The sequence below is a fragment of the Pseudomonas sp. 65/3-MNA-CIBAN-0223 genome (genome assembly GCF_040310425.1).
Taxonomy (GTDB): domain Bacteria; phylum Pseudomonadota; class Gammaproteobacteria; order Pseudomonadales; family Pseudomonadaceae; genus Aquipseudomonas; species Aquipseudomonas gregormendelii.
In genome coordinates this window covers 18970-31381 of the sequence record NZ_JBEOPV010000035.1, presented here as the reverse complement: position 1 = coordinate 31381, position 12412 = coordinate 18970, and the positions used below count along the sequence as shown (strand labels likewise).

General features: G+C 60.1%; 10 protein-coding genes and 1 pseudogene. 8 read left to right on the top strand and 3 right to left on the bottom strand.

Translation table 11 applies throughout. The features are described 5' to 3' along the window. Nucleotides 1-234 precede the first annotated feature (234 nt). Entirely contained in the window at nt 235-1053 is an 819-nt protein-coding gene (gene ppsR, locus AAEZ09_RS26995) for a posphoenolpyruvate synthetase regulatory kinase/phosphorylase PpsR (RefSeq protein WP_045060992.1), read from the bottom strand. 174 nt (nt 1054-1227) lie between these two features. On the opposite strand from ppsR, the gene ppsA reads away from it, so the two are divergent. The 8 genes from ppsA (at nt 1228) to AAEZ09_RS26955 (ending at nt 9400) form a co-directional block, all read left to right on the top strand. Beyond that, on the top strand, nt 1228-3603 hold the full coding sequence (ppsA, locus tag AAEZ09_RS26990; RefSeq protein ID WP_045060993.1) for a phosphoenolpyruvate synthase: 2376 nt from the start codon (nt 1228-1230) through the stop codon (nt 3601-3603). Between the two features lie 212 nt (nt 3604-3815). Further along, nucleotides 3816-4805, top strand: a complete 990-nt coding sequence (locus AAEZ09_RS26985; protein WP_045060994.1) for an alpha/beta fold hydrolase — start codon at nt 3816-3818, stop codon at nt 4803-4805. Nucleotides 4806-4925: 120 nt separating this feature from the next. Beyond that, nucleotides 4926-5417 (top strand): ribonuclease E activity regulator RraA, encoded by a 492-nt coding sequence (rraA, locus tag AAEZ09_RS26980; protein ID WP_045060995.1) that lies wholly within the window; start codon nt 4926-4928, stop codon nt 5415-5417. Between the two features lie 27 nt (nt 5418-5444). After that, nucleotides 5445-6440, top strand: coding sequence for a divalent cation transporter CmaX (cmaX, locus tag AAEZ09_RS26975; RefSeq protein WP_045060996.1), 996 nt, complete (start codon nt 5445-5447; stop codon nt 6438-6440). A gap of 63 nt (nt 6441-6503) precedes the next feature. Next, the gene (locus AAEZ09_RS26970) at nt 6504-6752 is read left to right on the top strand and encodes a hypothetical protein (RefSeq protein WP_045060997.1); all 249 of its coding nucleotides are present in this window, start codon (nt 6504-6506) and stop codon (nt 6750-6752) included. A gap of 2 nt (nt 6753-6754) precedes the next feature. Then, entirely contained in the window at nt 6755-7579 is an 825-nt protein-coding gene (locus AAEZ09_RS26965) for a mechanosensitive ion channel family protein (protein ID WP_008048604.1), read from the top strand. 88 nt (nt 7580-7667) lie between these two features. Then, on the top strand, nt 7668-8258 hold the full coding sequence (gene sigX / locus AAEZ09_RS26960) for an RNA polymerase sigma factor SigX (protein ID WP_045060998.1): 591 nt from the start codon (nt 7668-7670) through the stop codon (nt 8256-8258). Nucleotides 8259-8365: 107 nt separating this feature from the next. Next, the gene (locus AAEZ09_RS26955; RefSeq protein ID WP_045060999.1) at nt 8366-9400 is read left to right on the top strand and encodes an OmpA family protein; all 1035 of its coding nucleotides are present in this window, start codon (nt 8366-8368) and stop codon (nt 9398-9400) included. Here the strand turns inward: AAEZ09_RS26955 and AAEZ09_RS26950 are convergent. Together AAEZ09_RS26950 and AAEZ09_RS26945 are read right to left on the bottom strand one after the other, a co-directional pair. Next, a pseudogene (locus tag AAEZ09_RS26950) lies at nt 9401-9637 on the bottom strand (hypothetical protein); the annotation flags it as partial. Nucleotides 9638-9687: 50 nt separating this feature from the next. Next, complete coding sequence (locus tag AAEZ09_RS26945) at nt 9688-12402, bottom strand: nitrate reductase (RefSeq protein WP_350601442.1); 2715 nt, start codon at nt 12400-12402, stop codon at nt 9688-9690. Nucleotides 12403-12412 lie beyond the last annotated feature (10 nt).

The following is a 12412-nucleotide window of genomic DNA, read 5'->3' as shown; positions in this document are numbered from 1 at the left end:
CCGGAACAGGCAATGGAGAATTACTTGAACCGCTAGCAGGCTAACTCCCGCAGTTGATTTGTGTGCACCGCAGGTTCTCTGTGGGAGCCAGCCTGCTGGCGATGAGGCCGGAACAGGCAATGGAGAATTACTTGAACCGCTAGCAGGCTAACTCCCGCAGTTGATTTGTGTGCACCGCAGGTTCCCTGTGGGAGCCAGCCTGCTGGCGATGAGGCCGGAACAGGCGTTGGAGAATTACTTGAACCGCCGCTCCACCCCTTTCTCCACCAGGATCTTCGCCGAAATCTCTTCAACCGAAAAATGCGTGGAGTTGATGTTGGGAATGTTCTCGCGGCGAAACAGGTTCTCCACCTCGCGCACTTCGAATTCGCACTGGGCGTAACTCGAATAGCGGCTGTTGGGCTTGCGCTCGTTGCGGATGGCCGTCAGGCGGTCCGGGTCGATGGTCAGGCCGAACAGCTTGTGCTGATGGGCGCGCAGGGCGTTGGGCAGTTGCAGGCGCTCCATGTCGTCTTCGGTGAGCGGGTAATTGGCCGCGCGGATGCCGAATTGCATGGCCATGTACAGGCAGGTCGGCGTCTTGCCGCAGCGCGAGACACCCACCAGGATCAGGTCGGCCTTGTCGTAGTAGTGGGTGCGGGCGCCGTCGTCGTTGTCCAGGGCGAAGTTCACCGCCTCGATGCGCTCCATGTAATTGGAACTGGTGCCGATCGAATGGGATTTGCCGACGGTGTAGGACGAATGCTCGGTCAGTTCCTGTTCCAGGGGCGCCAGGAAGGTCGAGAAAATGTCGATCATGAAACCATTGGAGGTGGCGAGGATCTCACGAATGTCCTGATTGACGATGGTGTCGAAGATGATCGGCCGGAAGCCGTCGGTTTCGGCGGCTTTGTTGATTTGTTGTACCATGGCCCGCGCTTTATCCACGTTGTCGATGTACGGTCGCGTGAATTTGCTGAAGGTTATGTTTTCGAACTGCGCCAGGAGGCTTTGGCCCAGGGTTTCGGCTGTGATGCCGGTGCCGTCGGAAATAAAGAAAGCAGATCGTTTCATTTGCACCTTGGGCCTTAAGCTAATGATCATTCTTGGATATGATAGGCGCGATTTGTCGGCCGCCAATGGCCCGCATTCTCACTTATTTTCCAGGTCCAGGCCATACAGCCGGAAAACGCCCCTCAGGGCAGCCGGCTTCTGAGCTTTTCCAACACAGTTAGTGGAGAGATCACCTTGGTAGAGTACGTAGTTTCCCTCGATAAGCTCGGCAAACACGATGTTGAGCATGTGGGGGGCAAGAACGCATCCCTGGGCGAGATGATCAGCAACCTTGCAGGTGCCGGTGTATCGGTGCCCGGTGGCTTCGCCACGACAGCTCAGGCTTATCGTGATTTTCTCGAACTCAGCGGCCTGAACGACCAGATCCACGCCGCCCTGGACGCCCTCGACGTCGACGATATCAACGCCCTCGCCAAGACCGGCGCCCAGATCCGTCAATGGATCATGGAGGCCGAGTTCCCCGAGAAGCTCAACGCCGAGATCCGCACCGCGTTCGCCACGCTGTCGGCCGGCAACCCTGACATGGCCGTTGCCGTGCGCTCTTCCGCGACTGCTGAAGACCTGCCGGATGCTTCCTTCGCCGGTCAGCAGGAAACCTTCCTGAACATCCGTGGTGTCGAAAACGTCATTCGCGCCGCCAAAGAGGTGTTCGCTTCGCTGTTCAACGACCGTGCGATTTCCTACCGCGTCCACCAGGGCTTCGACCACAAGCTGGTGGCCCTGTCGGCTGGCGTTCAGCGCATGGTCCGCTCCGAAACCGGCACCGCCGGCGTGATGTTCACCCTCGATACCGAATCGGGCTTCCGTGACGTGGTGTTCATCACCGGCGCCTACGGCCTGGGTGAAACCGTCGTACAAGGCGCGGTGAACCCGGATGAGTTTTATGTCCACAAAGGCACGCTGGAGGCGGGTCGTCCGGCCATCCTGCGCCGCAACCTGGGCAGCAAGGCCATCAAGATGATCTACGGCGAAGTCGCCACGGCCGGCAAGTCGGTGAAAACCATCGACGTCGACAAGGCTGATCGCGCACGTTTCTGCCTGAGCGACGCCGAAGTCAGCGAGCTGGCCAAGCAGGCGATGATCATCGAGAAGCACTACCAGTGCCCGATGGACATCGAGTGGGCCAAGGACGGTGACGACGGCAAGCTCTACATCGTGCAGGCCCGTCCGGAAACCGTGAAGAGCCGCACCCAGGCCAACGTCATGGAACGTTACCTGTTGAAAGAAACTGGCACCGTGCTGGTTGAAGGTCGTGCCATCGGCCAGCGCATCGGCGCGGGCAAGGTGCGCATCATCAAGGACGTGTCCGAGATGGATAAGGTCCAGCCAGGCGACGTACTGGTTTCCGACATGACCGACCCGGACTGGGAACCGGTCATGAAGCGCGCCAGCGCCATCGTCACCAACCGTGGCGGTCGTACCTGCCACGCGGCGATCATCGCTCGCGAACTGGGGATCCCGGCTGTGGTTGGTTGCGGCAACGCCACCCAGCTGTTGAAAGACGGCCAGGGCGTGACCGTTTCCTGCGCCGAAGGCGACACCGGCTACATCTTCGAAGGCGAACTGGGCTTCGACATCAAGAAAAACTCCGTTGATGCCATGCCTGACCTGCCGTTCAAGATCATGATGAACGTCGGCAACCCGGACCGTGCATTCGACTTCGCACAACTGCCGAACGCCGGTGTGGGCCTGGCCCGTCTGGAATTCATCATCAACCGCATGATCGGCGTGCACCCCAAGGCCCTGTTGAACTACGACGGCCTGCCGCAGGACATCAAGGACAGCGTCGACAAGCGCATCGCCGGTTACAACGACCCGGTCGATTTTTACGTCGACAAGCTGGTTGAAGGCATCAGCACCCTGGCCGCCGCGTTCACCCCGAAAAAGGTCATCGTGCGCCTGTCGGACTTCAAGTCCAACGAATATGCCAACCTGATCGGCGGCAAGCTCTACGAACCGGAAGAAGAAAACCCGATGCTGGGCTTCCGTGGCGCCTCGCGTTACATCAGCGAGGCGTTCCGCGACTGCTTCGAGCTCGAGTGCCGCGCCCTCAAGCGTGTGCGCAACGAGATGGGCCTGACCAACGTCGAAATCATGGTGCCATTCGTCCGTACCCTGGGCGAAGCGAGCCAGGTGATCGATCTGCTGGCCGAGAATGGCCTGGCCCGCGGCGAGAACGGTCTGCGCATCATCATGATGTGCGAGCTGCCATCGAACGCGATCCTCGCTGAAGAATTCCTCGAGTTCTTCGACGGCTTCTCCATCGGTTCCAACGACCTGACCCAGCTGACCCTGGGCCTGGACCGTGACTCCGGGATCATCGCGCACCTGTTCGACGAACGTAACCCGGCCGTCAAGAAGCTGCTGGCCAACGCCATTGCCGCGTGCAACAAGGCTGGCAAGTACATCGGCATTTGCGGTCAGGGCCCTTCGGACCACCCGGACCTGGCCAAGTGGCTGATGGAGCAGGGCATCGAAAGCGTTTCGCTGAACCCGGACTCCGTACTGGAAACCTGGTTCTTCCTGGCGGAAGGTCAAGCAGCCGTTTGATTGTGTGAGCGGGCCGCTCCCCTGTAGGAGCGAGCTTGCTCGCGATGGACGTCAACGATAATGCGTTTATCCTGAATAAACGCGGTGTCCTGAGGTTCTTCGCGAGCAAGCTCGCTCCTACAGGGATGGACATACAGTCAAAGGCGGCCGTTTTTTGAGATTCAAGTAGGGCGGGCTCCTCTGGACGCCGCCCTTTTTTGTGCAAGAGCATTATGCAAAGCAGCAGCCACCTATTTCCTGTCGCCCTGATCAGCGCCGAACGTCGCGGTGATCTGAGCGAAGACGTCTACCGTTTGAAACCCGCCAACAGCCCGGACGGCACCGTCGAGCTGGCCGTGACGCGCCTGGGCATGGCCGACGAGCCGTCCCGGCGCGGTGTGCCGGTGATTCTGCTGCATGGCAGCTTCTCCAACCGCCGATTCTGGTTTTCCCCCAAGGGCCTGGGGCTGGGTGCTTATCTGACCCGCCTCGGTTTTGATGTGTGGATCCCGGAAATGCGCGGCCACGGCCTGTCACAGCGCAACCAGGGTTACCGGCAGAACCGCGTCGCCGACTACGCGCGTTACGACCTGCCGGCCATTGGCGCCTTCGTGCACGAGCAAAGTGGCCAGGCTGCGCACTGGATTGGACATTCGCTGGGGGGCATTACCCTGGCGGCGGCGCTGGGCGGCCAGTACATCGACGAGTCGGTGGTGGCGTCTGCCGCCTTCTTCGGTACACAGGTCAGCCGCACCTATTGGCCGCTGAAGATCCCACCGGTGGAGTGGGGCGGTCGCTTCATCCTCAAGCGCTTTGCCCAGCTCTCCGGTTCAAGGCTCAAGCGCGGTCCGGAGGACGAGCCGATCGGCCTGGCCCTGGAAAGCATGCGCTGGTACGGACTGTTCGGGCGTTTTGGCGATGCGGACAAGGATTGGTGGGCCGGGTTGGCGGACGTGCAACTGCCGGTGCTGGCCGTCAGTGCTGCGGGCGATCATCAGGACCCGACCTGGGCCTGTCGCAAGCTGTTCGAACAGATCGGTTCCGAGCACAAGCAATTCGTCAATCTGGGTTGCGACCAGGGCTTTGCCGATAATTTCGGTCACGTCGAGATGCTCGTCAGCAAAGCCGCGCAGGCCGAAGTGTGGCCGCTGGTTGCGCGCTGGCTGGTCGACCAGCGCACGGCGCTGTTGCCTGGCCAGTCGGATTTAGCCGCAGCAGTCTGAGCGCAATGCTCTATCAAGGGCATTTCGCTCGCACCGGGTTGCGGCTAAGATATGACGCATCATGCTTTTCCGGTCACTTTGCGACATCTCGATTGTCTTCCTCTCTACAGGAGTTTCTCGATGAACCATTACATCACCCCTGACCTGTGCGACGCCTATCCGGAGCTGGTCCAGGTGCTGGAACCGATGTTCAGCAATTTCGGTGGCCGGGACTCCTTCGGCGGCGAAATCGTGACCGTCAAGTGCTTCGAGGACAACTCGCGGGTCAAGGAGCAGGTCGAGCTCGAGGGGCATGGCAAAGTGATGGTCGTCGACGGCGGCGGTTCCCTGCGTCACGCGCTGCTGGGTGACATGCTGGCCGAGAAGGCCGCGAAGAACGGCTGGGAGGGCCTGGTGATCTACGGCTGCATACGCGACGTGGATATCATTGCGCAGACCGACCTGGGCGTTCAGGCCCTCGCCAGCCACCCACGCAAGTCCGACCGGCGTGGAGTCGGCGAAATCAACATCCCGGTGACGTTTGCCGGCGTGACCTTTCGCCCGGGCGAATACATCTATGCGGACAACAACGGCGTGATCATCTCGCCCAGCCCGCTGCAGATGCCCGAGTAAGCACGCGCGACCAACTTAGGGGTGAGGATGTTCGAGGAAGACAACGCGCAGTGGGGGCTGGTGCATGCCCTGGTGCTGGATGGTAAAGGCGGTGCGCGTTCGATAGCCCGGACTGAGCTCGATGACTTGCAGTTGCAGGCCCACGAAAGCCTGTGGCTGCACTGGGACCGCAGTCATCCGCAGACCCAGACCTGGCTGCGCAAATACAGCGGCCTGACCGAGTTCAGCTGCGACCTGCTGCTTGAGGAGAACACCCGGCCGCGCCTGTTGCCGCTGCCGGACTCCGAATTTTTACTGTTTCTGCGCGGCATCAACCTCAACCCCGGGGCGGAACCGGAAGATATGGTCTCCGTGCGCATCTTCGGTTCGGCGCAGCGGGTCATTTCCCTGCGCCTGCGCCCGTTGCGGGCCACCGATGAATTGCTGGCGCAGCTCGAAGAAGGCAAAGGCCCGAAAACCGCCTCTGAACTCATCCTTTATATGGCCCAGCTGCTCACCCACAAGGTGCAGGATCTGGTCAGTTGCCTCTCGGAAGTGGTCGATGAGGAAGAAGAAAAACTGGATGCCGACGAACGGTATACGCCCGAGCATGGAGCCATTTTGCAGATCCGTCGCAGGGCGGCTGCGCTGAAGAGATTCCTCGCTCCGCAGCGCGATATTTTCGGCCAGCTGACGCGGATCAAATTGCCCTGGTTCGTCGATGACGATGCCGATTACTGGAACGAATTGAACAACAGCCTGACGCGTTATCTCGAAGAGCTGGAATTGACCCGGGAGCGGGTGGGGTTGGTCCTCGAGGCCGAAGATCGGCGTTTGAGCGTGCGCATGAACCGCACGATGTACCGTTTTGGCATCATCACCGGGATCTTTTTGCCGATGAGTTTCCTGGCCGGTCTGCTGGGTATAAACGTCGGCGGAATTCCGTTGTCCGAGAGCCCCTATGGCTTCCTTGTGGCCTGCCTGATGATGGTCTCGGTGGCGCTCGGGCAGTGGTGGTTATTCCGTCGTTTGCGTTGGGTCTGACGATGCGTCATGTGACCCGGGCAAATTTGATCGCGTCTTTCACAGACATCACGAGAGGTGCGTATGCACGATCCGTTTGAACAGTCTTTGCGCGACATGCTCAAGGCATCACCGTCCACCCGGGACGACGATGCGTGCCTTGGACGTGTACTGAAAACCGCCAACCGCCAGGTCGGCGCCGGTGATCTGTTCAGCTTGCTGGGCCGCTGGTTGCCCGCGCTGATGATCGCCCTGAATAACGGATCGGCCCATGTCTCGCCGGTCTCCCGTCACCGTAAACCTACCGTTCGCACTGCTGATAAGGCTGATTGAATATGGAACTTGATCTCTGGACTCAGAGCCTCGTCACTGCAATGACAGCGTTATGGACCAAGGTTGCAAACTTCATCCCGAACCTCTTTGGCGCACTGGTGGTGCTGCTCCTGGGTTTCGTGGTGGCCAAGCTGCTCGACACGTTGCTGTCCAAATTGCTGGCCAAGCTGGGTCTTGATCGCCTGATGGGCGGCACCGGCCTGACCAAATTGTTGTCCCGCGCCGGCCTGCAGGTGCCGATCTCGACATTGATCGGTAAAATCGTCTATTGGTTCGTCCTGCTGATTTTTTTGGTGTCAGCTGCGGAATCTCTTGGACTTGAGCGAGTCTCAGCTACGCTAGACATGCTCGCGCTGTATTTGCCGAAGGTTTTTGGCGCCGCGCTGGTGTTGCTGGTGGGTGTGCTTCTGGCGCAACTGGCCAATGGGCTGGTGCGCGGAGCCGCCGAAGGGGTAGGGCTGGATTACGCGTCGGGCCTGGGGCGAATCGCCCAGGGCCTGGTGATCATCATCAGTATTTCGGTCGCGATCAGCCAGTTGGAGGTCAAGACTGACCTGCTCAACCATGTGATCGTCATCGTTTTGATTACCGTTGGTCTGGCTGTAGCGCTGGCCATGGGATTGGGAAGCCGGGAAATTGCCGGTCAGATTCTTGCGGGAATCTATGTGCGTGAGTTGTATCAGGTTGGGCAACAAGTGCGTGTTGGCGAGGTCGAAGGCCAGATCGAAGAGATCGGCACGGTTAAAACCACATTGCTGACCGACGAGGGTGAGCTGGTCTCTCTCTCCAATCGGATCCTCCTGGAGCAGCATGTGAGTAGCCGCTAACCCGGCAAACCCTGCTAATGTATGCCGCCGCAAATGGCCCTGGAAAGGGCTGCGGCGGACATTGACCTGACTGTCGGCCCGACTTGTTTTGAATAAAGCTCAATCGCTCTCCACGCGCTACGACCCCCGCGAGCTCTCTGATGAGGAGCTGGTCGCGCGCTCGCATACCGAGCTGTTTCACGTAACGCGCGCCTATGAAGAACTGATGCGGCGTTACCAGAGAACATTATTTAACGTCTGTGCACGATATCTTGGGAACGATCGCGACGCAGACGATGTCTGTCAGGAAGTGATGCTGAAGGTGTTGTATGGCCTGAAGAACTTCGAGGGGAAATCGAAGTTCAAGACCTGGCTCTACAGCATCACGTACAACGAATGCATCACACAGTATCGTAAGGAACGGCGTAAGCGTCGCTTGATGGACGCTTTGAGTCTCGACCCCCTCGAGGAAGCATCTGAAGAAAAGATGCCCAAAGCCGAGGAAAAGGGTGGACTTGATCGCTGGCTGGTGTATGTGAACCCGATTGACCGCGAAATTCTGGTGCTACGATTTGTCGCAGAGCTGGAATTTCAGGAGATCGCAGACATCATGCACATGGGTTTGAGTGCAACAAAAATGCGTTACAAACGTGCTCTAGATAAATTGCGTGAGAAATTTGCAGGCGTAGCTGAAACTTAGTTCGACGCAAATATCTCTTACGTGTAGGCAAGTTCTGATAGACTTGCCGCCGAGTTGTCCCCCGGTTTGCGGGACTGCTTCACAATCACCAGATGGGGATTTAACGGATGAAACTGAAAAACACCTTGGGCTTGGCCATTGGCTCTCTTATTGCCGCCACTTCGTTCGGCGCTCTGGCACAAGGCCAAGGCGCAGTTGAAATCGAAGGCTTCGCTAAGAAAGAACAATTCGACAGCGCTCGTAACTTCAAGAATGACGGCAACCTGTTCGGCGGTTCCGTAGGTTACTTCCTGACTGACGACGTTGAACTGCGTCTGGCCTACGACGAAGTGCACAATGTCCGTTCCGACAGCGGCCAGAACATCAAGGGCGCTAACACCGCTCTGGACGCTCTGTACCACTTCAACAACCCAGGCGACATGGTTCGTCCATACGTTTCGGCCGGTTTCTCCGATCAGAGCATCGATCAGAACGGCTCGAACGGTCGTAACCGTTCCACCTTCGCCAACGTTGGCGGCGGTGCCAAGCTGTACTTCACCGAGAACTTCTACGCCCGTGCTGGCGTTGAAGCTCAATACAACATCGACCAGGGCGACACCGAGTGGGCTCCTAGCGTCGGTATCGGTGTGAACTTCGGTGGCGGCTCCAAGCCTGCTGCTGCTCCAGTTCCAGCACCAGCTGAAGTCTGCTCCGACAGCGACAACGACGGCGTTTGCGACAACGTTGACAAGTGCCCGGACACCCCAGCCAACGTAACTGTTGACGCTGACGGCTGCCCAGCAGTTGCTGAAGTTGTTCGTGTAGAGCTGGACGTTAAGTTCGATTTCGACAAATCTGTTGTTAAAACCAACAGCTACGGCGACATCAAGAACCTGGCTGACTTCATGAAGCAGTACCCATCGACCAGCACCACTGTTGAAGGTCACACTGACTCCGTCGGTCCTGACGCTTACAACCAGAAGCTGTCTGAGCGTCGTGCAAACGCCGTTAAGCAAGTTCTGACCAACCAGTACGGTGTTGAATCGTCCCGCGTTCAGTCTGTTGGCTACGGCGAATCCCGCCCAGTTGCTGACAACGCGACTGAAGCTGGCCGCGCTGTAAACCGTCGCGTAGAAGCGCAGGTTGAAGCTCAAGCTAAGTAATTAGCTCGCAGCTCTGAGGAAAGCCCGGCTTAGGCCGGGCTTTTCTTTGCCTGCGATTTGGGTTTTATCCGGATTTTGCGGTGGCCCCAAAGATCGTCCGCCCACAGCCCCAATCACCAGAATCGCCGGGCTTTTCAGTTCAAACGCACTCGCATCCTATTCCATGGCGCTCAGGTCGCTGCGGCATTCGCGCCGATGCGCCAGGGAGGCGTTCTCGATCATGGCCACCGGCGTATCCAGGACCTGCACCCACCAGCCAGACTTTTGCGCTCATCGTATTTTCCTCATCAGATAACGGCGACTGGCTGAGCCGTGGCGGCCAGCAGTCGCTTGATTTCCGGGACGCATGAACCGCACTGCGTGCCGCAACCCAATTGCTGTTTAAGACCCTGCAAGTCCAGGCCTCGACTGATTCCCGCGCAAACCGCGCTGTGGCTGACATTGCGGCAGTTGCACAGGGTTTTGTTGCCGGTGCCAATGGCGGCGCCGTCGCCGGGTGGTGCACTCAAGGGGGCCAGCATCCAGCGCCGCAGTGGTTCATCGGCGCGCCCTTCGAGCCACAGGTTTTGCAGCCAGTGCTGGGCCAGGGTTTCCCCGGCCAGGCGGATGGCGGTGATCCTGCCGTGTTCGATGCGTACGCGTTTGCCGATCGAGCGGCGCACGTCCTCGTAGGCCAGCACCGGGCCTTCATCCACGCCCAGGCACTGGTCGATGTCGCGCAATAACTGGGCGTCGGGCGCCGAGGCGCTGGCAGCCCGTATAAGCAGCGCCGGGCGCTCACGGCCAGCCAGGCTCAGGCTGGCGTAGGAAAATTCCTCACAGAGGGGTCGCAGGCGCTCCAGTTGCTGTTGAACGTTACCTTCGACCAGGGCGAACAGCCGCCACGGCAGGTTTATCGGCTCCAGTCGCACGCCGCTGTGCTTCAGTTCCGGCTGCTTCGACAGGGGATCAAAGGCCGGTTGGGTCAGCGAATTGACCCCGCCTTTGAGAAACCGGTCGCCCCAGTGCATGGGCAAAAACGCCTGGCCTGGCCGAACGTTCTCGTCACGGGTCACCGGCAGCACCACCGCGCCACGGCGACTGTTCAGGCTGACCAGGTCGCCGGACTGCAAGCGATGGCGGCGTAGCTCATCCGGGTGCAGGCTCAACACCGCTTCACTGACGTGACCGAACAGCTGCGCAGCGGTGCCGGTGCGGCTCATGCCGTGCCATTGATCGCGCAGGCGCCCGGTGATCAGGGTCAGGGGAAACCGCGCATCCCGTTGTTCCTTGGCCGCTTGATACGGGTCGGCAATGAAGTGCGCGCGGCCGTTGGCGGTGGGGAATATTCCGTCACCGTACAGGCGCGCGGTACCTTGGCTGGCGCCGGGCGGGAAGGGCCATTGCTGCGGGCCGATCTGGTCGATCAAGGCATGGCTGAGCCCGGAAAAGTCCAGGTCGCGGCCTTGGGTCAGTTGCTTGTACTCGTCAAAGATCTGCGCCGGCGTGTCGAGGACAAACAGGCTGGCGTGCTCTGGACGCAGATGTCTTTCCAGGCGCTGTGCGAAATCCACCGTGATGGCCCAGTCCGGCCGTGCCTCGCCAGGGGCGATGACAGCCTGGCGCACGTGGGAAATGCGCCGCTCGGAGTTGGTCACAGTGCCCTCTTTTTCACCCCAGCTCGCGGCGGGTAGCAGCAGGTCGGCAAAGGCTGCGGTTTCAGTGGTGCGAAAGGCTTCCTGCAACACCACGAACGGGCATGCCTGCAGGGCCTCACGCACGGCACTCTGGTCGGGCATCGATTGCGCGGGGTTGGTGCAGGCGATCCACAAGGCCTTGATACGGCCGCTGCGCACCTGTTCGAACAACTCGATGGCGCTCAGCCCGGTGGTGTGCGGCAGTTGCTCAACGCCCCAGTAGGCCGCCACTTCCGCACGATGCTCGGCATTGGCGGCGTCGCGATGGCCTGGCAGCAGGTTCGACAGGCTGCCGGTTTCGCGTCCGCCCATGGCATTGGGCTGACCGGTCAGCGAGAAAGGTCCTGCGCCTGGGCGGCCAATTTGCCCGGTGGCCAGGTGCAGATTGATCAGCGCGCTGTTCTTGGCGCTGCCCGCCGTGGACTGGTTGAGCCCCATGCACCACAACGACAGGAAAGTCGGCGAAGTGCCGATCCACTGCGCGCACTGCCGCAGCTGTTCGACACTGATCCCGCACAGTTGCGAGACCCTCTGCGGGCTGTAGTCGCGCACCAGGCTTTTCAGCTCTGGCAGCCCCTGGGTGTGCGCGTCGATAAAGTCATGATCAACCTGGTCCTCCACCAGCAACAGGTGCAGGATCCCGTGGAACAGGGCGACATCGGTGCCCGGCAGTATCGCCAGGTGCAAGTCGGCGAGGTCACAGGTGTCGGTGCGGCGCGGGTCGATAACGATAACTTTCATCTGCGGTCGGCGGGATCTGGCCTCTTCCAGCCGCCGGAAAAGTACCGGGTGGGCGTAGGCCATGTTGCTGCCGACGATCATCACGCAATCGCTCGACTCCAGGTCTTCGTAGCTGCACGGTGGGGCATCCGCGCCGAGGCTGCGCTTGTAGCCGACCACCGCCGAAGACATGCACAGGCGTGAGTTGCTGTCGATGTTGTTGGTGCCCACCAGCGCCCGCGCCAGTTTGTTGAAACTGTAGTAATCCTCGGTCAGCAATTGGCCGGAGATGTAGAACGCCACACTGTCCGGGCCGTGTTCGGCGATGGTGCGGGCGAATACGCTGGCGGCGTGATCCAGGGCGGTGTCCCAGTCCGTACGGGCGCGGGCCAGGGTTTTGCCCAGGCGCAGTTCCGGATAGAGCGCCCGTGCCGCAAGATCGCCCGTCAGGTGCAGGGTCGAACCCTTGCTGCACAACTTGCCGAAGTTGGCGGGGTGGGCCGGATCGCCGCTGACGCCGAGAATGCGCTCGCCGTCATGTTCGATCAGCACGCCGCAGCCGACCCCGCAGTAACAGCAGGTTGAAGCGGTGATCTGCCGGTCCATCAACTTGCTT

Coding starts and splice junctions, on each gene's coding strand:
- ppsR (WP_045060992.1), bottom strand. CDS start 1,053: ATGAAACGATCTGCTTTCTTTATTTCCGACGGCACCGGCATCACAGCC.
- AAEZ09_RS26985 (WP_045060994.1), top strand. CDS start 3,816: ATGCAAAGCAGCAGCCACCTATTTCCTGTCGCCCTGATCAGCGCCGAA.
- rraA (WP_045060995.1), top strand. CDS start 4,926: ATGAACCATTACATCACCCCTGACCTGTGCGACGCCTATCCGGAGCTG.
- cmaX (WP_045060996.1), top strand. CDS start 5,445: ATGTTCGAGGAAGACAACGCGCAGTGGGGGCTGGTGCATGCCCTGGTG.
- AAEZ09_RS26970 (WP_045060997.1), top strand. CDS start 6,504: ATGCACGATCCGTTTGAACAGTCTTTGCGCGACATGCTCAAGGCATCA.
- AAEZ09_RS26965 (WP_008048604.1), top strand. CDS start 6,755: ATGGAACTTGATCTCTGGACTCAGAGCCTCGTCACTGCAATGACAGCG.
- AAEZ09_RS26955 (WP_045060999.1), top strand. CDS start 8,366: ATGAAACTGAAAAACACCTTGGGCTTGGCCATTGGCTCTCTTATTGCC.
- AAEZ09_RS26945 (WP_350601442.1), bottom strand. CDS start 12,402: ATGGACCGGCAGATCACCGCTTCAACCTGCTGTTACTGCGGGGTCGGC.